An 18,541-nucleotide genomic window follows, 5' to 3' on the forward strand; every position below is an offset into this window, starting at 1 on the left:
CAATCCTTTTCAATCAGTTATGAGATACCCCTCCAGCGTCTCCAACACGCTCTTTTTATCCCCTTCTGACAGCCCCAGAGCGCGGCGCTCTGGCAGGTTGATCTCTGGGCGCCCGAACTGGTGGGCCGCGCCATATTCAAGCGGGGTACCGAAGTAGAGAGAGCGGGGATCGGGCTGGGCAGCCAGCAATTCTGGCAACGCGCTGACCGCAGCCACACCGTTCCCCTGCTCCAGTGCAGCGAGCCGTGCCAGCAAGCTGGCCAGATAGTCGCTAGCCTCCACCAACCCCACCATATTGAGCACACTCTCGTTATTTGCCATCTGATTCCCCCTGCTGCTTGTTGTGCCAGTGCTTGTATCCTGCGCCCAATGAAAATTGGGCAGCCAGGTCAAATATCACGGTTTATCAACTTTTATCATTAAATCATCAATGGTATAAGATTATGAATTAGCTAACATTTCTCTCGTCATCACACACACAAGGGAGAATGTTATGACCAAGCAATCAAACCACAATGCCGATATCAGCAACCCCAACAAAGGCTCGAACGGTACGAACCATACCTATGACCGTAATCAGGGGAACCGTGGCTGGCAATTGAATCCGCAGACCCCGAAAAGCGGCGGCAAAAAGTAAGCAAGAGGCACCGGGGGGCTCAGTCCCCCCTTATCTGGATCCTTATGACACAGAACGAGCAATCCACCGGCGCCAAGCGCCCTTTTAAACAGACTCGGGCCCTTATCCGGCTTGCTCTCAACGATGGTCTTACGCAAAAAGAGATCGCCGCACTTTGCCGAACCCAGCAATCTATTGTCAGCGCGTGGGCAAAAGGGACGAAACTGGCCAATGAGGGGCAACTGACCGAATTGCTGACCCGCTATGGCCATACGCTGCGCCGCCAATCCTTTCGCCTCTATTGGTCTATCGATGATGAAACCAAGACGAAGAAATTTTATCGGGTTGAGGGCAAGGTGATTTTCCAGCACATCTTCTACAACCTGCGGCGCGATGCCCGCAGCGGAAAACAGCACAAGATCAACCCGGAAGAGCGCCTGATTGTGCATCACCAAGGGCAGGATACCTTTCGAATAGTTTTTCAAGCGCGCATTCAATTTAACGATGGGCTGTTACTCGATAGCCATCAGGATGATTCGATTTGGTTCTCATCCATTTCTCCCCCACTAACTTGCAAACAACTGGTGGGCCACCTTGATAAGGCCAGCGCTGAAATAGCGTCCACATGGCCTAGCGATGCTCACACTGTCCCCTTTCTGATCCGCCAAGCCCTGCTGCAACACGGCTTTCAGGTGGAAGGGATTGAGGAGTTCCCGGCACAGTGGTAGCCTCACCGGACACCCAAACAGGTGTCAGAGCACCTTAACGCTCTGAAAGGCGGCAATACCGCCACAGATTTGAGCACTCTTGCGAGTTAAGCCCTGTGAACAGCCCTTTGCTCTCACGGCGCGATTCAAATCAACAAGGGGTATGCAGGCGGCTCATACAGAGCTAGGCGAACAGGTCTCCCAGTAGCCGAAATGGCTGTATACCAACAGGGATAGGGGTGGGCGCGATACCCAAGCCGTCAGTATCTGGCCGCTTGGGTATTTTTATTTTCCCCCTGCAACCTCCCCCTCACCCCACCCCTCTCCCGCAAGGGGAGAGGGGGCTAAAGAAGATCGGTCGCTAAAAACAGCAACCGCCATCACCCCTCCCCTTTATCAGCTGGCGGTTTGCTGGCCGACGTAGCAGCAACCAGTTGCGGCTCATCGGGCTCGGCCTGCGGGATCTGCATCTTCTTGTGGGCCCAGTCGAGCGGGATGCGCATGCCGCAGGCTGCCAGCTTGGGCAGGCTGTCGGCATAACGGCAGATATCCTCCGGCTCGGTCACATCAAACTCCAGCCGGGGGCTACGGCGCGGGCCCTGATAGCTCTTGCCGTTCAGGGCATAGAGGGGATAGACCAGATCGCGGGTCAGGGTGGCGGCCAGCTGGCGGAGATCTGCATCCCGTACCTCCTGACGCACCTCGTTATGGACATTACCCAGAGCATTGGTCGAGCTCTTGCCATCGGCCTGCGAGGTCAAGGTGCCCCCCAGAATGGCCTTGCTCATGGAGCGCTCGCACCACTCCATCATCACCACAAAGGGGTCGGCCTGACCGCTGGCGGCGTTCTGGAACTCAATCTCCATCCCACGCGGAATAATGCCCCCGGCGTTATGACCGATAGATAGTACCGCCTGCAGCAGAGTGGCCTTCTCTTTCTCGGTCGCCCCTTCCGGGTATTTGCCAAGGCGCACCGGCAGGCCGTAGATCTCCAAAAACTCGGCAAGATCCCGCACGCTGTAGTTCTTGAACAGAAACGGCCAGATCAGGGTACGGACAAGACCGGTGCGGGCCAGATACCCCGATTTGGACTTGGCCTTGTGCAGCAGCCAGCCAAAGGGGTTGAGGGCAACCCCTTCCTGGCTGCCGTCTCGCAAGCGCAGCTGATTGCGATCATCCGGGTGGGTCTGGAACCAGGCAGGGTCGCGCCAGACGATGCCCTTGGGGATCTGCAGCCCCTCGACCATCTCCCAGCCGCAGAACTCCTGGGCACTGAACCCCTTGAGGATCCCGTCGGTGGCATCAAAGATGGCATCATCCAACCAGGTGAAGTCCTCCAGCAGCTCCCGGATAAGCTCGGCATCGCGCTTCTCGGCTGGAGACGCATTGCGGGGCGGCTCGATTGTCCAGCTCACCCCCAGCAGGGCGCGGCGGCGTTTGCCGAGCTCACTCTGCAGGTGGGCATCCTTCTCCTCCATATCTTCGGCCAGCTCGCACTGGGCGAGCAGGCCCCCTTCCTCGGCCTCTTTCAACGCAGCCGCCGCTTTGCCGGGGGTTAGCCCGATAGTCGGGTGATCGCTGTAGTGACGGCGCAGCTGGGCCAACTTGGCATCGTTCTCGGTCTGCGGCTCTTTTTCCAGGCTCATGGTTTTGCCATGGATATCAATGATCCTGCCCATTACCAGGCTCCTCGCTCATATCGGTGATAGTCATCGTTGTTGTCGCTGCCATGGTCATCACGTTTACCTGGTAGTGGGGTGAACTCGATGGCGCCCCCCTCCATCCAGCTGGCCCGCACCGCCATGGCCAAGGCCACCGCAAAGTCACCGTGGCGCTGTTGGCCCCCTTGGCCGGTGTTCTTGCCCTTGTCGATCTTGGGGATGCCGTTGATGACCTGGATTTTCCCCAAGTCATCCTGCACGTCTGCATGGCGCGGGATGGTCAGGTTGCCATCCTCAAACTCTGCCTTGAGCTTGGGCATCCACTCCCGATACCAGGGGTCATTGAGCATCACGCACTCGATCATGCTGGCGCCCCAGCGCAGTCTGGCAGCCTCTGCCAGATAGCCGCCGTTACCGGTGGCATCGAAGGCCGCCGCCGTGAAACGGTGCAACCCCTGCAGCAGGTAGAACAGGATCTGGCGCTGACTCTCATAGGGGGCATTGACCAGCTCCACCACAAAGGGCACCTGTTTGCGCAAGTTGGTGGTGATGGAGAGCGGAACGAACACCGACAAGTCCCCCTTGCGGGCGAAGTCCTCTCCAAACGCATGGCGGCAACTGCGATCGAGCGCTTCCAGACAGGGCTTGAGGTTCTCCTCGCACCAGATATCCACCACTGCCTTGCGGGTCTCCTCGCTCGAGAGCTCAAAGTCTTTGGGGGCGGTAAAGCGCAGGATGGGGATATCCGGTTGCATCGCCCGCTCGATCAGGGTGCGCTTGATATAGACGCCGCTGCTCTGCTTGGGTACGCAGAAATACTCCTCAAGGGCATCCTCTTCGGTGGCGGTGGCCTTGAGCAGCCCCGCCTTCCAGGCGTCCTCTGCTTCCTGTGTCCAAAGGCCGCCCTTGACCTGGCAGATCCGGCGATAGAGCCCCTGGCGGCAAGCATCGTCCAGGCTGATGGTATGGATGGAATACTCTTTGCGGCCCGCGCGGCTGTCGTTGATGAGCTGGTTAAACAGGTTATCGACGCCGTTATGGGTACTGATCAACCGCACCTTGGCGCCCCACATGGTCAGCGCCATGGCGGCCTTCAACACCTCGGCCAGTCGGTCGTGGAATGCGGCCTCGTCGATGGTCACATTGCCCTGCATCCCCCGCAGGTTGGAGGGGTTACTGGAGAGCGCCTGCACCTTGAAGCCAGAGGCGAAATAGACCACGAAGGTGAGGATCGCTTTATCCTCATCGTCGGTGAACACCTCCTCCTGGATCTCACCGGCCGCCTTGTTGTACGCCTTGGCCCACATCGCTACCGCATCGATAAACTCGCGGGCCATCTCCTTGTTGCTGCCCACATAAAAGTGGTGGCAGCCCCCGGCCGTCTTGGTCTTGGAGGCCGTCAGGGCTGCATCAGCAGCCTCCGCCCAGGTGATACCGGTGCGGCGGCTCTTCTCGGCAATCTTGAGCGGGCTCTCGTCGGCAATCCAGATGCGCTGGTATGGCAGCAACACCTCGTCGGGGTTGTATTCGGTACCCAGGGTCTGGGCCAACTGTTGGGCGATAGGGGTCTGAGTAATGGAGGTCATCAGGCAATCCCCAGGATTTCGCGGCGTATCTCGGCGGCGGCTTCACCGCTCAAGCCCGCCTGAGTCACGATGGCTTCAGTCTTGGCGGCGATCTCTTCGGCAAATGCCTGGCGGATCTCTTTCTCCCGCTTGTGACTCTGCATCGCGGTCGATTCGAGCCGCTGGGCCGCCAGCATGGCGTTTTTCAGCATGTCGATATCCACCGCCTCCTCCGGGTTCTGCACCTGAGCCAGCATCGCCTTGAACAACTGGGAACGGCCCAGCTCCAGAATGAGCTTGGTGGTCTCCCCCATCGGCTTGTCGCCAAGCTGGGAGGTCAAGGCGGCCGTGGTTTCGCGCAAATCCCGCAGGTGCTGGCCGACCTGTTCAACCTGGCTGGCATGACGGCTCAACCCGGAGCGGGATAGCTTGAGATCATCGGGCAACCCCGCCTCCTCGATCAGGCCGTTGATCTCATCCAGGATGGCAGCCTGACTGTTGCCCTTGTCCCGCAGCATCTCGTTGAGCGCGTTGCGGATGGACTCAGGCAGCAGCCACACCTTGCTGGCGCGGCCTCGGGTAGGCTTCTCACTCATGCTTAATCCTCCCCTTAATCCCCAGCCCTGGGCTTCTTGACGCCGGGTACCGTTGCCCGGCCCTCTGCCGCATCCTGGCCACGACCGGTCAGGTGAGCCACCTGCACCGTAGCCAGTCGCTCGATGCGTACCAGCCCCTGCTCTTCCAGCCAGGCCAGCAGGATCTTCACCCGATCCCGCGTCACCCGGCCGGTACCCAGCTGGTCAAGGCAGTCATTGAGGATTGACTCGTTGGCGGCACCACCGATATCCAGCAGGGAGCGCAGGATCACCAGCCGCTGCTGGGCGTCCAATATTTGTTGAATGCTCATGGCTTCTCCTTCTGTACAGCGGCGAGCTCATTTTCCAACAGCAGATCGGCAAGGCGACGGGCTTGGCGCAGCTCCGGCTTCACCTCCCGCAACTCCCCCCGCAACTCGCTGATCTCCAACTGCAGCTTGTGCAGCTCACGCTCGCTCGGCAGATCAGCCAGTACCTGCTCCACCCGCTGGACTCTCTGCACCAGGGCCGTGAGGTCTTCGCGCTTGGCGTAGGTTTTGGAGAGCAAGATGATGACCACCAGACCCACCAAGCTGGCCAATGCATAAAGAGGCCCCCAGTTCTTAACGATGAATTCCCACACGGGTCGCCTCCTTGCGCTCATACAGGGTCTGGCACTCGATACAGCGCTCGGCACCAGGCTCGGCGGCAAGGCGGGAGGACGGGATGGCTTCGTCACAATCGCAACAGATACCATCGCCGTGTGGCCTTTCCCTGTTCTGGTGGGCTTCGATAATGCGCCCAGTTCGATCGGCATCGGCCAGCTGGGCACGGTCTATTTGGTCTGTCACATGACCTCTCTCGGAGCCCATCCCATTAGGCTATTTCACTTGCCATTTTGGCCCTGGGCAGTGCTCGAAAGCCTCACGTACTGCGTGTACGCTGCGGTTTCTGCGCGCTGTCCGAGACCAAACTGGCTGCGCCAATAACGCCTACTGGAACAGGCTCAAACAGTGTTTTAACGGACGGTATGGGTCGCCTTGATGCGGCCCCAGATGGCGAGCAGGCCACCCACCGCACTGGCCAGATCCACCAGAGTGGATGCCAAGCTCGCTTGGGTACCCGCATCGACCGGCACACCGAACAGACCCGCAATACCGGCCCCCACGGCAATCACACCACCGATCACGGTGCGGCTTTTAAAGGCAGACTTCGCTTGAGGTAACAGGGAATCAGGCATGATGGACTTCCTTCTTTTTGGGGTGAAATAACGGAGGTTGGCAATGACGGGCACGGGCCCGCAGGCGATCCAGTTCGGTCACCGAACGCCAGCCTTTCTCAAACAGGGATTGACGGGTCTGGTGGTGGCTATAGAGCGGGATCGCCTTCGGGTCAGCGATCTGATTGGCCAGAGCGGCCTTGAGATGGGCTTTGCGCCCATCCTTGAAGCAAGCGAGGTAACGGGGGTTCTTGAGCTCAGGAATGCCAAAGTAGCCCGCAGCCTGGATCGCGGCCGCCGCCTTCTGTTGCTTGATGGTCAGCACGCTCATGCCACCACCTCGCCAACCACGTCGGAAAGGAGGTAGCTCTGCAGACGCAGCAGCCGGTTGATCCAGCCATCGGCATTGGCCCACTGGCTCGGGTCTTTGCGCACAATGCCGTGCATGAAGCTGGCCCGCTGCATCATCAACGCCAGCAACAACTGGCCTTCACCCTTGGCGCCCAGTTGCTGCTTGAGCCTGCCAATCGATACCGGGCCAAGGCGACCATCTGCCATCACCCCCAAGACCTGCTGCAGCTGTTGGATGGCGCGTTTCGGCCCGTGATGCACCGCTGCATCAAACACGGCGATAGCGAGGGCCGGGCTTAAGCTGGCGATCAGGTCACAGCGGGCGGGCGCCCAGTAGTTCTGGCGGTAAAAGGGCTCGGTATGGGCCGGAGTCAGATCACCGATAGCGATATCGGGTACCCCATCCCGATCGAGGTCGGCCATGCCGTCCTTCTTGCCATCGGCGGCATCGGCGATGCCGTACTTGGTATGACCACCCCGGTCTGCCGGGTGGTTGACTTCCCCCCCTTCCACATCAGGACGAAGCAACCATTTAAGAGCGAGTGATAACATAAAGGCCCCTCGGTGAACTGCGTTATCAGCAGCGTACCGAGGGGCCTCTATGGCATGGGTTTATGGTGGGTTAGTTAACTTGAATGCTAGCAAAAAGCCCCTCAGCAAGTCACTGAAGGGCCGAAGCTATTCTTTTTTAAACAGTGTTGTGACCCAGCATAGAAAAGCCATCACGCCACCGGATAAAAATGCGATGTCTATGCGACTAATAATCTCGAGAACCAAGTCCATTTTGTCACTGTTGGTTACACCCAACGTTGCATACAAAATAAATGCGTAACAAACTATAAATAAGAGCGCAATTATATCAAATGTAAGATTGAATCTATGGTTGTCTTTGGTTGGCAAAAAAGATGCCAACTCTTTAAGAGTATTTGGTATGAAGTTAAACAACTGACTAAAATCAGGCATTTTATCAAATCATTTCCTTGACTGGGCCATTACTGTTTTCTTAAAGCATCAACTTTGTTCAGCTGAATGCCACAAGACCCCAGAACCCCAATGCCAGCTAAAACACCTGGAACAACATCTACCCAGCTTAGTAGACCAAAGACTGCAGACGCAATCCCCGCCCCTATGAGTAACGTCACACTATTGACGGTGGTCTTGAAGATTCTTTCACGGTGATCAAGATCGGCAGGACTCAGCATAGAACCTTCCTCCCTTACTGTTTCAGAGACTACAGAAGAGCCTTCAAAAGCTTGGCAATCGCTAGTTGGCTCGATGCTCTCTTCTTCAACGTACACGTCAGACTCACACTTGTCACGTCGTATAACACGAGAAACCTCTGTGGAAACAACGATTGGTGCTGGAGAAATCTTGACATTGCTAGCGCTAGATTGCTGCATAGGAGTCAACGAAACGACTGCAACCGCTGCGCATGAAGTTAAGACTTTAAGCACACCGTTAGAACTCCACGATGGAACTGCTTCATTGACTGAAGAACTCCGAACATAAGGAGGAAACTGCGCAGTGTTTTTTGCACCGTCTTTATGACCGTGAGTGACCATGTCTGTAGCCATCTGGATCAAGGATTGGGGCGCTGTTGCATAGAAATATCTTCAATTAGAGAGTTAAGCATATCCCTTAGACCCATAAGACTCTCTATTGACATACTAACCCCTGTTACATGTTCACGTAACGGGCTCGCCTCAATTTGACCATTCGCACGCATTACAGAGGGGTTGTGTTCATCAGTGACAAGTCCCTCTCGATTATATCGAACTCTATCAGCAAAAAATGACATCTCGATGCGACCATCCATCGGATTTACGGTGACACCACTAGCTACATGAACCTGATAGTTGGAGCTACGAGCATGTTCAACTGTCAGCATTGTTTGATTGTTAGTTGGATGTTCTGTCATTTTAGGACTCAAGCGAATTCATTTTGGTGCCAAATAGGGCTGAACTATATCACGCTAATATCGATAAATCACCATCAACCAATGACTTACTTTATCTTCATCACGAAAACTTCATGTATCAACCGACACAAATAGTCTTCCTTGTCGTTGTTTTAATGCTAATGATCTCTGCTCCGCAACCACAGCATAGGTCTGCGGAACCGAGAGGCCATGCTTACGGGCAAGCTGGTCGATATTGCGGCCATTGAACTCATCCCAGATAGCTCTGTCCCGCAGCGCTGCCTTGAGATGCTCCCCGGTGGGGATGTAGTAGGCACGCCCCCCCATGTAATGGGCCTGTACCAGCGCCAGCTTTCGCGCCTGAGCCTTGGCCTGTTCTTGCACCATTCCCCCTCTTACCAGTTCGCAGGCCAGCACATCCACCAGCTCGCTCAGGGCTTTGGGCCATTTGGCCGTCAGTTCCGAGGCCGGGACCTGGTCGAGGCGATCGACCAGTTGCCCCAACGAGGCGTGATCATCAGCAAAGAGATCCTGATTCTGTTCCATGACTCCCCCGACAAAATAGAAAAAGCGGTGCGCCGATTAGAACACAGGCCATTTTATGCGCACATTTTTTAGCGCATACTGAGTCCCTTAACTCTCTTCCCAACAAAATTCATGGAAAGGTCTGAAAACTATGGGCCGACGTTATTATCGACGGAGAAACCAGTCACTTATTACCGACACCGCCAGCACTATGCTGATGAGTTCCTGGTGGGGTGCTCTAATGCTGGGCCTGATCGGATATGGGCTTTTCTACTGGCTACTACCCGCATGGATCATCAGCAAGATTCAAGAAATCCCTCAGCTCACAACCGGTTTGGATCTCCGAACCATGGCCTTCCAAGCTGTTGCGCGCAGACTACATTGGTCTGAGTTCGTTGGAATGGCATTCCTATGGTTAGGTCTCTTGATTGCAGGTATCAAGCTGCTGGCAACGGGACTGGAACCGAGCCAACACCATTCAGGGCTGCTCGGTTTTCTAGCCCGCTTGCTGGCGCGGTGGAGTGACTAGGATTCTGCTGGCCCCTGTTTCGCCCATCAGATAAAATCCCCCTTCAATCAGCGGGTTAATGGGGTAAGCGATGAAGGTATTTCTGAGTTGGTCGGGGGAACGCAGTCGATTGGTGGCCACCTTGCTGGATGAGTGGCTGCGTTGCGTATTGCAGGCGATCCGCCCCTGGATCTCCACCAAGGATATTGACCGGGGTTCACTCTGGTTTAGCGAAATCCAAGACCAGTTGCAGGATGTGACAACCGGCATAATCTGCCTGACCCAAGAGAACAAAGAGAAACCCTGGATACTCTTTGAGGCTGGCGCACTGGCCAAGGGCCTCTCCAACTCTCGTGTCTGCACCCTGCTGATCGACCTGGAGCCCCACGATATTCGAGACCCCTTGGCTCAGTTCAACCATACCAAGCCAGACCAAGGTGGTATTTATGCCCTAGTGCATACGCTCAACAACCGCTTGGGGGATAACCGCCTAGACCCCGCTATTCTGACCAAGGTACTGGACACCTATTGGGCGCAATTTGAGCAGCAATTTCAAGCCATTATTGCTAATACCCCGGTTACTGAAAGACCAAAAACACGACCAGAGAAAGACATTCTGGCAGAAATTCTTGAGCATACACGTTCACTTAACCAACGTTTAAACCAATTGGAACGCTCACAGGAACAGCCAAAAGATACTTTTTCACTAGCTAGAACAGTGAATGATATTGAAATCAAAGACCGTGGGATTTTATGCTTAGAAATGGCAAACAGTAATATTGAACCAAAAGATATCGCCAAAGAACTTAAAGTTCCCTTGCAGTGGGTATTAAAAACCTTAGATAAATACGATGCCAAGACATCGTATACTTCTAATATGCCCTAATCTTCCTTTCCCACCACTTTTTCAGCGCCTCCAGCACTTTGACGGCCAGAGGCGCATCCAGCCAGCCCACCTCGGCCACCCCGACCCCACCGTTTAAACGGGCGGTCATCCGTTGCACCCAGTGGTTTAATGCGGTTTCCGAGCCATCCCTGATGATGCCAAGGCGGGCCATCTCGCACCAGATGGCCCTGATTTTGGCAATTTCATTGACCCTGACGTGGCTACCGGTCACCGGACTCAGCCGTCTGTTGGCGGCATGGCGAGCAGGCTTGGGCGTAAAGCCCGCCGTCTTGAAGGCAGCCAGCACCAGTTCCAGCTCCTGCTCGTTCAACAGGGCGGCGCTGCGCTTGCCGGTGTGGCTGGCCAACAGGTCGCGGTAACACTCGTCATCGAGCGCCAACGCACGGCGCCCTACCTGTACCAACCGGATCAGTCTGCTGCGTTTATCCATCACCTATCCCCTCCCCGTTCGGCCTTGCTGTCATGGTGCTGCCCGGCCACTCTCAGCTGTTGGTAGTGCTCATTGAGGCACCCCCGACACCAGCTGGAGAGCCCAGAGGCATCGCTAGCCATACCGAAAAACTCGGTATCCCATGGCCAGAACTCGCCACAACGGGGGCAGCGCTGCTCCAGCCCCAGTTCGGTGATGCAGGCCCGACCGCTTTGCAGGCGACGGGCCAGAATATGGGGAGCCAACAGGGGGCTATAGATGGCCATGGCAATCCCCGGCTTCGTGTACCCCGCCACAATCTCTGGCCAATTTCGCCTGCTGCAATTCGGCCACCAGTTGCCAGCGCATCTGGCAGGCTTCTCCGGCCAGCGCATGAAAACCACGGGCGCGCGCCTCTTTATCAAACTGTTTGAGCTGTTTGCACACAGCCCGTTTGTCAGCCGCTACCAGTGCAATGGCTGCGCTGCTGAATAACTTGGTAAGTCGAATATCCATCTCTGTTTTGGTCATCGCCGTGCTCCTTGTATCAAGACGGTGAAGACCTGGGCCCAGATCGTTTGGTTGCTCATCAGTACCCGGCCACCACACCGGGCAGACAGGGCGGCATCGTCGCCCTGTTTCGCAGCGGGCCATTACTCGAACTGCAGTGGCGTCACCCCTTGATACTCCTCGGCATTGAGGGGGGCAGGCCTCAGCCCCAGCGCCCAGAGCAAGGCGGCCTTGATGCCATCCTCATAGGTGTCGTCGGGGTAGCAGGTGCCCTCGGTTTCGGTGATCTGCTCACAGAGCAGCAGTTGCTCTTCGGCTTTTTCTACGTTGATTTCCATCACGCCTCCTCCCTATACCTTGGCCAGATCCAGGCTCATCTGGATGTAACGCCCGTGAGCGTCACGCTCGTAGAGCCGCAGATATTGGCTGGTGCCGGTCACCTGGATGGCATCGACAGCAGCTTGCATGGCCAATAGCCAATCCGGGTCATCGATATTGAGCTGGCGCAGGGAGAGCACCTGGTTCACGTCGATATGACCGCTCTTGGATACCCGAAAGGCATGGTCTACCAGAGCGCGGATCTCGCTGCTGGCGCCATCGCTCCAACGTTCGATGCACTGGTCAATTAGCGCTTTGGCGGCCTGGATCCGTTCATCAAATTTGCGGTGCTCCCCCACTGCCCGAATGAGCTTGTAACGGCCATCAAAACTGAGCAGGGTCACGTTGCCCTTGGTACCGCCCCACGCCACGCCGTACTGCTCGGCGGAGAGATCCACAAAGTCGGCGATCTGTTGCATGGCGCCAATCTTGAAGGCTGCCAGCTGCGAACGCTGCTCGCGGGCAGCAGCGATAATGGCCAGCACCACTTCATCGCGCAGCTTGTCTGCCGGGGCGATCAGGTTTTCCGGTACCCAGTGCCCCTGAGCGTTCTGGCGCATCGGGGTGGTACTGCTTGTTTGTGCTTCTTGCATGGACTTCTCCTTAATGGATCTTTTTGCTGCCGGGCACCGGAGGGCACATCACGGCGCAGTGTTGCTTTGCTGTCGCGCTCGCCAGCTCCTCCTGGTGGGCCGCGCTGCAGAATTCGAGAAACTTGGGTAACTGGCGCAGCACCACCCGCGCCAGCGCCTCGTCTTCTATCTCAAGCTGGATCTTGCTCATCTCATACCCCTTGCCAGTTTCAGGATTCTTGGCGCCAGTGCAGCAGGCACCCGCCAAAGCGCACCAGGGCAACTTCACGCACCACGCCCGCCAGACATTCACGGCTTAACACGGCGCGCGCCTGCATCTCTTTGGGCAGTGGCCCGGTAACCGCCAGCAGCGGGGTATGGCAAACCCGACTGGTGCGAACGTCATATCCCTTGGCCGTCAGCCAGTGGCTGAGTTGCTCGGCGGTCTTTTGCAAATTGCTGTGCAGATGCTTTTTCATCCCGTTCTCCTTGTGATCTCGTCACCGGGCCCACCGCGAAAGAGCCCCACCAACCCTTATTTGCCTTCTTGCTTGTCGAGCAGCCGGTTGTATTTGATGGCCATGATTTTCAGCTCTTCGGCCAGCAGCTCACTTAGGATGCGCAGGCTGCTGCTGGCATTGTCGCCATCGCTTTTGGCCTGACGGCGCAATCTCGAGAGGGTGGCCTCGGCGTCATAGCGAGCCGTTTTCTGCGACCCTTTGCCCTGCTCTACCGATAACCGCATCGGGCGGCGCAGTTGCTGCGCCTCGGTCAGCTGGCTATGGGGGCAACCGCTGCGGCATGCCTTCCAGAGCTTGATATCCATCGGACTGCTGCCCACTTCGCTGGGGCCTCGGCGTTGGTGCGCGAGACACTGATGCGCCGGGATATCACCCAGGATGGGGCACCTCACCTTGTTGCCCATCAGGGCCCCTTCCACCAGGGTCTGTACCCTTGCCATATCGCCGGGATACTTTTCGTTACAGACCTGGCTGATGGTGGTGCGAGAGAGCCCGAGCTTCTCGGCCACCTGGGCTAGCGAACTGGCCGCCACTTCGGCCTGCAACACCTCAAGCCACGTTTCCATGTGTCTCCTCCTCCCGTTGGAACGGGTATAACTGCTGCTGGTTTTGATCCCAGCAACCATGGTCACGACACAGCGGGGCATAACGGCCTGTATCCCTGACCAGCTGATAGCGTCCTGTCAGGCCGTGTCTGGCGGGTACAGGCAGCAAACTGTCAACTTTGAACAGCACTTTGACGTAACCGGCTTTTACCAACCTATCGGTGTAAAACCAGGCTTGTTTCTGACCCGTCTCTGCCGTCAGCATCAGGTCTGTCAGGGTGAAGAAGCGGCTGATCTTCATGGTGTTCCACATTTTCTGTTGATTGGTTTTGCGCTTGTTCCTGCATTTGGGCCGCTTCTGGCCACTGCTTTTGCCAATCGGTGGCATGTATTGAGCGCTAACCACTTTGAAATAGGCCGGGCGGGATACCACGCCGTCCGGGTGTTTAATGAGGTGGCCAGCGGCCAACCAGTCACGCACGACCTTGTAGATATGTGCCTCCGACATTCCCGTCACGGCGATCACGTCCTTGATCAGAAAAGTCTCTTGCTGGCACATCCATTCCCAGGCTTGCAACGTCATTAGCGTTGCTTTTGTATCAACCACTGGAATCCCTCCCGTGCTTTGTTTTTATTGGCTGTAGCCTGACGGCTAGCGGCTGCGACGCACGTCATGGAGCAGCTCGCTGGCGTCAACGTCCTCCAGCCGGATAATCCGGGCATCAGAGGCCATCGCCATTTTTTCAATCTTGTCGAGGGCCGAGACGATGGTGCGCACCACGCCATTGGAACGCTTGCGGATCAGATCCAGCAGTGCATCGTCGATCTCCACGTCCACCTCCAGCATTTCGCTGGCAATCAGGGACACGTCATCGAGATCGGCCGGTTTGAATTCGATCCACTGGGAGATGCGGTTAAACAGTTGCTTGCGCTGGCTGATGCGGCGGGCAATCTCTTCCATCCCGACCAGGATCAGGGGTTGTTCGGTGGCATCGTAGATATCGCGCAGGGTCTCCATGATGCGGGCATTGCCGACCACGTAATCGGCCTCATCCACGAAGATGGCCAGCTCTTCGGCACGGACGGATTCGATGATGCTATCGACCTGAGCACGCAGGTTATGGCGCTGGGGAATGCCGATCTCTTTGGCAATCTGTTCCAGCAGGCTGGTCACCGTGTCGGCCTTGTAGCAGCGGACATAGATGCCGTTCACTTCGTCCTGGTTGAACAGCCATTCCACAGCGGTGGTCTTGCCAAAGCCGGAGGGGCCATGGATCAGGCCAATGCCTGGCACTATGCTGGAGCGGTTGAGCAAGTTGTCGAGCAGCTGCTCGGTCTTGATCATGTTTTTGACTTCAACGATCTTGTGTTTCATAGTGGGTTTGTCCTTTGTTTTTGGGCCTTTTCGGGCTACTCGCTAACCTTTTGCCTGGGTGCGGCGGGTAGCCCGAACTTCATCCAGATGGCGGTTAATGCGTTTTGCCATCAGCTTGTGGCTGTAGAGGTATCGGGTCAGCCACTCCTTCTCCCGCTCTGTCAGCGGGGTATCCAGCTCCCGCTCTGCCAGATAGATGGCTTGCTCGTACTCGGTCTTGAGTGCTCTCGATTCCTGCCCTGCGGTGGCTTGCGCCCGCTGCGCTTTCGCTTCTCGTCTGGCTTCTATGGCGGCCAGCTCTGCCGCATTGAAACGGGCGGGTTCAGCGGGGGTTGAGACCCCGGTGAGCGCGGCCAATGCCGGGTTATCGAGGGTGAGATCGCGCCGACTGAACGCTTCAATACCCTTGGCCTGATCGACGAAGTGGCGCACCACATCCTGATGGAGCTGGTCGATGCCAAAGGTCTTGGCAAGGTTGCGCATCTCGCGGCGAAAACTGGCCAACGCCTTGGCATCGGCTTTTTTGGCCGCCCGGAAGGCATCGGGACTGATGCCATTGCCCAGCAGGTCGATGTTGATAGCCTCGATCCGCTCGTTCCAATCGCCGGTGCGGTACAAGATGGCGCGGCCCACATCGCTCGGATCGAGAAAGACGCTGACCCGCTGGCTCTTCCAGTTGTGCTCCAACAGTTCGGGGGCGCTGTATTTGAGGCCACCGGCCTTGATAAAGCCTTTGGAGACGGTCGCCTCGCCGATATGGTTGAGCAGCAGATCCAGCGCAGCTTCATCGGGGATGGCGCGGCGCTGATAACGGGCCAGTTGGTACTTTTCATTGGGGCTGACCCCTAGGGCACTGTGCTTGCGGTTGTGGTAACGGGCATCGAGCCAGTTATCGAGCAGGGTTTGCAGCTCTGCGGCTGTCATGGCCAGCTCGTAAATCTCTTTTTGCGCATCCGGTTTGCGCTTCTCTTCCAGGCGCTGGGCAAAGCTCTTGCGGGCCTCTATCACCTGACGGTCTGCCACGCAGTGGCCGATATAGGAGGGCAACAGCTCTATCAGGCCATGGCTCAAGGTGCGGAAAAACCGCTCGATATGGGGTTTCTCCCACCCCGAGTAGGCGTTGGAGCGGCTGATGTTCATACCAAGCAGAGTGCAGATGGACATGACCCGCTGGCTCACGTAGTCAGAGCCGTTATCGGTGCGCATCACGCCGTTATCGTTGAGGGTGCCCCAGGCCAGCAGGGTCTTGCGCAACAGCAAGCAGATCCCTTCGCTCGATGAGCTCTTGGCCACCAGCAGACGAACGCGACGGGTATACACGTCGATCACCGCGATGATGCTGTGGCGACCATCCACCAGCATGGCATCGACCGGAGTGCTATCGAACTCCCACACGTCGTTGGGCTGGGCCATCCAGGGGTACATCTCCTCGATCGCGCTGCGGTATTTGTTGTTGTAGGCATCCGGGTTGGTGGTGTAGGTAAACGCCACCTTGTTCTCTGCCAACCATTTCACCATCCAGCGACGCAAGGAGGATTGGCTGGGGATCTGCCATCCCAGCTGGTTCATTTCGCTGTATTGGCTGGCCAGTTCGTGCAGCGCCCCCCACTTGTTGGCCAGATGGGGCTTGGTAGTGACCAGTGCGGTGAGAAACTGGGCCAGATCCGGGCTCTGTTCGACGGTTGATGGCCGCTCCCGCTGATAGTTGCCAGCCAGGGCTGCGGGGCCTTCATCCGCCAGCGCACTTTGCCAGCGGCGCAGGGTGATCAGACTGAATGGCTTTTGCCTTTCATAAACGCTGACAGGCAGGGCTAGAGTGCGGGCGCGGTATGCCTCGATAAAGGCGCGGCGACCCACCTCCCCTTGCTGGCAGGCGTGATAGGGGGCCAGGAAGATATCGGCGGCCTGCAGGATGAGCAGTCTGGCATCGACCTTCTGGCGAGCCCCCTCCCCCAAAGTCAGCAATTTGCGGCCTGCCTCCGGTTTGACCGGCACCTCGCGTGCCAGCAACTTGGCCATGGCCTTGCCACCCGCTGCATGATCGGTCACTGCATGGCCTTGTGTGGCCACAGCCTGTTCTGCCAGGTAACGGCGGGTTTCAATCGGCAGTGAGCCAATGTGGTATTCGGCCCCTTTGCCTTTCTCGCGCTTGCGGCTTTGCCACTCTTCACGCTCGGCCTTTTTGCGCACACCATCGGGGTAAGCGGGCATGCCGACCAATCCGGCCAGCGCCTGGGCGGTGTACCAGGTGCTCATTGGTCACCTCCCAGCAGGTCGATCCCCAGCGACTCGGACAGCAGGGCCATGATGGCGCGGCTTTCCCGACGCTTGGGGCTAATCCCTCTGGCCGGAGCATAGTGTTTGATGCAACGCTGTACGGCTCGGGGGTGCAACCCTTTAGCGCGGGCCCAAGCAGCTTGGGAATATCCGCATTTTATGAGCTCAGCCCTGATCCACTCTGGTGTTTTCCCTGACATACTCACCCCGTTTCGGTATCATCAAGTGTCGCAGTGCGTATCTTTATCATTCATAAAAGAATGATTTTATGTCGCAATGCGTCACATATGAATGATTGATCACCCCAAAAAGATTGACAAGTCTTTTTGTGCGGAATTTTTTGTCTACCGACTCACCAGCATTAGCCACTAGCCGAGAATTCCTTGTATGTCAGAGCGTTATGAAGAAAAACCACAAGCAGCACAAAAAGACGGTGAGGTATCTTTTCTGACGGCGGGAATGGATACTTTGAGTGACCGTCTGGATGAGCTGCGCGGGAGCCTGAGCTACAAGGCATTTGCCGAACTGGTGGGGATGAGTGAGTCGGGGATGCGCAAATACTTCCCACCGTTTAATTCGCTGCCCACCATCGACAAGGCGCTGCGCATCGCGCGGACGTTCAATGTGAATCTGGAGTGGCTGGCCACCGGTCAGGGCCCGAAACACCCCGATGGAGCGGCCGAGCAGATGGTGCAACGTGAGGAGTTTGATGAGGAGTACGCGCTGATCGATGGCTACCATGTCACCGTCAGTACCGGCCATGGTGCGTTTAATGATGATCATGAGGTTAAACGCAAGCTGGCCTTTCGCCGCAAGTGGCTCACGTTTCGCAAGTTAAACCCGGATAACCTGGTGGTGGTCTTCGCCAAAGGCGACAGCATGGAGCCCACCATCCACTCTGGTGACTCTATCCTGGTCGATATCAGCAAGAATCAGATCGAAGATGGATCCATCTTCGTGTTGCGCCTGGGGGAAGAGCTCTACGCCAAGCGCCTGCAGAAAAACTTCGATGGTGGGATCACCATCATCAGCGACAACCGCGATGATTACCCCCTGCAGGTCGTTCCAGCCAACCAGCTGGAGAACCTGGCCGTGATCGGCAAGGTAGTCTGGGCCGGGCACGATTTTTTTTAGCCAAAAACATCCTAACAACTCCGCCAGTTAGGATTTCGTGACCTGTTTACAAAGGGATTAAACAATCCCAATTAAAACTAGGCATTACGCCTAGTTTTTCATTTTCAGCGCATTGGCTAGCAGCTTGACTCGAAAGTTTTCATTTTGCGGTTAAACGGCTTGGCTTAACCGCATCACGCCACAAGCCCCGCTATTCCTGAGTTTGTCCCGCCATTTCCCACTTGTTTTCACCAGCTCCCGGTTTTTCATTCTTGGTGGTGGGTTACAG

29 protein-coding genes and 1 other RNA gene are annotated in these 18,541 nt (G+C 56.8%); 5 read left to right on the top strand and 25 right to left on the bottom strand.

Going from position 1 to position 18,541, the window contains the following annotated elements; genetic code table 11:
• Positions 1-9: 9 nt before the first annotated feature.
• Positions 10-321 (bottom strand): phage virion morphogenesis protein, encoded by a 312-nt coding sequence (locus tag AB5Y76_RS17370; RefSeq protein WP_368177786.1) that lies wholly within the window; start codon positions 319-321, stop codon positions 10-12.
• 172 nt (positions 322-493) lie between these two features.
• On the opposite strand from AB5Y76_RS17370, the gene AB5Y76_RS17375 reads away from it, so the two are divergent.
• Together AB5Y76_RS17375 and AB5Y76_RS17380 are read left to right on the top strand one after the other, a co-directional pair.
• Complete coding sequence (locus tag AB5Y76_RS17375) at positions 494-637, top strand: hypothetical protein (RefSeq protein ID WP_335838131.1); 144 nt, start codon at positions 494-496, stop codon at positions 635-637.
• A gap of 44 nt (positions 638-681) precedes the next feature.
• Positions 682-1,344: a hypothetical protein gene (locus tag AB5Y76_RS17380; protein ID WP_335838130.1), complete on the top strand. Its 663-nt coding sequence runs from the start codon at positions 682-684 to the stop codon at positions 1,342-1,344.
• A 359-nt stretch (positions 1,345-1,703) separates the two neighbouring features.
• Here the strand turns inward: AB5Y76_RS17380 and AB5Y76_RS17385 are convergent, their stop codons facing one another.
• From AB5Y76_RS17385 to AB5Y76_RS17440, 12 genes are all read right to left on the bottom strand, one after another.
• The gene (locus AB5Y76_RS17385) at positions 1,704-3,002 is read right to left on the bottom strand and encodes a DUF935 domain-containing protein (RefSeq protein ID WP_368177787.1); all 1,299 of its coding nucleotides are present in this window, start codon (positions 3,000-3,002) and stop codon (positions 1,704-1,706) included.
• Complete coding sequence (locus AB5Y76_RS17390) at positions 3,002-4,570, bottom strand: terminase family protein (RefSeq protein WP_368177788.1); 1,569 nt, start codon at positions 4,568-4,570, stop codon at positions 3,002-3,004. The genes AB5Y76_RS17385 and AB5Y76_RS17390 overlap by 1 nt, the downstream gene beginning before the upstream one ends.
• Positions 4,570-5,145 carry a DUF3486 family protein gene (locus tag AB5Y76_RS17395; protein ID WP_106843604.1) on the bottom strand — a complete coding sequence of 192 codons (576 nt, stop codon included), beginning with the start codon at positions 5,143-5,145 and terminating at the stop codon, positions 4,570-4,572. Before AB5Y76_RS17395 ends, AB5Y76_RS17390 begins: the two co-directional genes overlap by 1 nt.
• A 14-nt stretch (positions 5,146-5,159) precedes the next feature.
• Positions 5,160-5,456 carry a hypothetical protein gene (locus AB5Y76_RS17400; RefSeq protein WP_068982158.1) on the bottom strand — a complete coding sequence of 99 codons (297 nt, stop codon included), beginning with the start codon at positions 5,454-5,456 and terminating at the stop codon, positions 5,160-5,162.
• Positions 5,453-5,767 carry a DUF2730 family protein gene (locus tag AB5Y76_RS17405; protein ID WP_016350122.1) on the bottom strand — a complete coding sequence of 105 codons (315 nt, stop codon included), beginning with the start codon at positions 5,765-5,767 and terminating at the stop codon, positions 5,453-5,455. Before AB5Y76_RS17405 ends, AB5Y76_RS17400 begins: the two co-directional genes overlap by 4 nt.
• Positions 5,748-5,975, bottom strand: coding sequence for a TraR/DksA C4-type zinc finger protein (locus AB5Y76_RS17410; RefSeq protein ID WP_368177789.1), 228 nt, complete (start codon positions 5,973-5,975; stop codon positions 5,748-5,750). Before AB5Y76_RS17410 ends, AB5Y76_RS17405 begins: the two co-directional genes overlap by 20 nt.
• 167 nt (positions 5,976-6,142) lie before the next feature.
• Positions 6,143-6,364 (bottom strand): hypothetical protein, encoded by a 222-nt coding sequence (locus AB5Y76_RS17415; RefSeq protein WP_005353373.1) that lies wholly within the window; start codon positions 6,362-6,364, stop codon positions 6,143-6,145.
• The gene (locus tag AB5Y76_RS17420) at positions 6,357-6,674 is read right to left on the bottom strand and encodes a hypothetical protein (protein WP_368177790.1); all 318 of its coding nucleotides are present in this window, start codon (positions 6,672-6,674) and stop codon (positions 6,357-6,359) included. Before AB5Y76_RS17420 ends, AB5Y76_RS17415 begins: the two co-directional genes overlap by 8 nt.
• Complete coding sequence (locus tag AB5Y76_RS17425; RefSeq protein WP_368177791.1) at positions 6,671-7,246, bottom strand: glycoside hydrolase family 108 protein; 576 nt, start codon at positions 7,244-7,246, stop codon at positions 6,671-6,673. Before AB5Y76_RS17425 ends, AB5Y76_RS17420 begins: the two co-directional genes overlap by 4 nt.
• A 440-nt stretch (positions 7,247-7,686) precedes the next feature.
• A complete protein-coding gene (locus AB5Y76_RS17430; RefSeq protein WP_257124841.1) occupies positions 7,687-8,268 on the bottom strand; it encodes a hypothetical protein in 582 nt (193 codons plus the stop codon).
• A 5-nt stretch (positions 8,269-8,273) separates the two neighbouring features.
• Positions 8,274-8,612 (bottom strand): hypothetical protein, encoded by a 339-nt coding sequence (locus tag AB5Y76_RS17435; protein WP_257124840.1) that lies wholly within the window; start codon positions 8,610-8,612, stop codon positions 8,274-8,276.
• 111 nt (positions 8,613-8,723) lie between these two features.
• Positions 8,724-9,158, bottom strand: coding sequence for a Mor transcription activator family protein (locus AB5Y76_RS17440; protein ID WP_368177792.1), 435 nt, complete (start codon positions 9,156-9,158; stop codon positions 8,724-8,726).
• 130 nt (positions 9,159-9,288) lie between these two features.
• Between AB5Y76_RS17440 and AB5Y76_RS17445 the strand changes: the two genes are divergently transcribed.
• Both AB5Y76_RS17445 and AB5Y76_RS17450 read left to right on the top strand, forming a co-directional pair.
• Complete coding sequence (locus tag AB5Y76_RS17445; protein ID WP_368177793.1) at positions 9,289-9,666, top strand: hypothetical protein; 378 nt, start codon at positions 9,289-9,291, stop codon at positions 9,664-9,666.
• Positions 9,667-9,736: 70 nt separating this feature from the next.
• A complete protein-coding gene (locus AB5Y76_RS17450) occupies positions 9,737-10,531 on the top strand; it encodes a toll/interleukin-1 receptor domain-containing protein (RefSeq protein WP_368177794.1) in 795 nt (264 codons plus the stop codon).
• Here the strand turns inward: AB5Y76_RS17450 and AB5Y76_RS17455 are convergent.
• The 12 genes from AB5Y76_RS17455 to AB5Y76_RS17510 all read right to left on the bottom strand — a co-directional run bounded on the left by AB5Y76_RS17455 (position 10,518) and on the right by AB5Y76_RS17510 (position 17,118).
• Positions 10,518-10,982 (bottom strand): gp16 family protein, encoded by a 465-nt coding sequence (locus tag AB5Y76_RS17455; RefSeq protein WP_368177795.1) that lies wholly within the window; start codon positions 10,980-10,982, stop codon positions 10,518-10,520. The two genes, AB5Y76_RS17450 and AB5Y76_RS17455, sit on opposite strands and share 14 nt — an antisense overlap.
• Positions 10,982-11,248 (bottom strand): hypothetical protein, encoded by a 267-nt coding sequence (locus tag AB5Y76_RS17460; RefSeq protein WP_368177796.1) that lies wholly within the window; start codon positions 11,246-11,248, stop codon positions 10,982-10,984. The genes AB5Y76_RS17455 and AB5Y76_RS17460 overlap by 1 nt, the downstream gene beginning before the upstream one ends.
• Positions 11,235-11,492 carry a hypothetical protein gene (locus AB5Y76_RS17465; RefSeq protein WP_368177797.1) on the bottom strand — a complete coding sequence of 86 codons (258 nt, stop codon included), beginning with the start codon at positions 11,490-11,492 and terminating at the stop codon, positions 11,235-11,237. Before AB5Y76_RS17465 ends, AB5Y76_RS17460 begins: the two co-directional genes overlap by 14 nt.
• Positions 11,493-11,537: 45 nt before the next feature.
• Positions 11,538-11,607: hammerhead ribozyme type II (locus AB5Y76_RS17470), an RNA gene on the bottom strand.
• A gap of 7 nt (positions 11,608-11,614) precedes the next feature.
• Positions 11,615-11,809, bottom strand: a complete 195-nt coding sequence (locus AB5Y76_RS17475; RefSeq protein WP_368177798.1) for a hypothetical protein — start codon at positions 11,807-11,809, stop codon at positions 11,615-11,617.
• Between the two features lie 12 nt (positions 11,810-11,821).
• A complete protein-coding gene (locus tag AB5Y76_RS17480; RefSeq protein WP_167567774.1) occupies positions 11,822-12,442 on the bottom strand; it encodes a DUF3164 family protein in 621 nt (206 codons plus the stop codon).
• Between the two features lie 10 nt (positions 12,443-12,452).
• A complete protein-coding gene (locus AB5Y76_RS17485) occupies positions 12,453-12,632 on the bottom strand; it encodes a hypothetical protein (RefSeq protein ID WP_368177799.1) in 180 nt (59 codons plus the stop codon).
• Between the two features lie 19 nt (positions 12,633-12,651).
• Entirely contained in the window at positions 12,652-12,900 is a 249-nt protein-coding gene (locus AB5Y76_RS17490) for a hypothetical protein (RefSeq protein ID WP_005353401.1), read from the bottom strand.
• A 56-nt stretch (positions 12,901-12,956) separates the two neighbouring features.
• A complete protein-coding gene (locus tag AB5Y76_RS17495) occupies positions 12,957-13,508 on the bottom strand; it encodes a transcriptional regulator (RefSeq protein WP_041217404.1) in 552 nt (183 codons plus the stop codon).
• Positions 13,492-14,070 (bottom strand): hypothetical protein, encoded by a 579-nt coding sequence (locus AB5Y76_RS17500; protein WP_052143514.1) that lies wholly within the window; start codon positions 14,068-14,070, stop codon positions 13,492-13,494. The genes AB5Y76_RS17495 and AB5Y76_RS17500 overlap by 17 nt, the downstream gene beginning before the upstream one ends.
• A 69-nt stretch (positions 14,071-14,139) precedes the next feature.
• Positions 14,140-14,862 (bottom strand): AAA family ATPase, encoded by a 723-nt coding sequence (locus tag AB5Y76_RS17505; RefSeq protein WP_029300291.1) that lies wholly within the window; start codon positions 14,860-14,862, stop codon positions 14,140-14,142.
• Between the two features lie 42 nt (positions 14,863-14,904).
• Positions 14,905-17,118 carry a DNA-binding protein gene (locus AB5Y76_RS17510; protein WP_368177800.1) on the bottom strand — a complete coding sequence of 738 codons (2,214 nt, stop codon included), beginning with the start codon at positions 17,116-17,118 and terminating at the stop codon, positions 14,905-14,907.
• 408 nt (positions 17,119-17,526) lie between these two features.
• Here AB5Y76_RS17510 and AB5Y76_RS17515 point away from each other — a divergent pair, with 408 nt between their 5' ends.
• Positions 17,527-18,273 (top strand): helix-turn-helix transcriptional regulator, encoded by a 747-nt coding sequence (locus AB5Y76_RS17515; protein WP_081318870.1) that lies wholly within the window; start codon positions 17,527-17,529, stop codon positions 18,271-18,273.
• Positions 18,274-18,541 lie beyond the last annotated feature (268 nt).

The organism is Aeromonas sp. R1-2 (genome assembly GCF_040908505.1).
Lineage (GTDB): Bacteria > Pseudomonadota > Gammaproteobacteria > Enterobacterales > Aeromonadaceae > Aeromonas > Aeromonas veronii.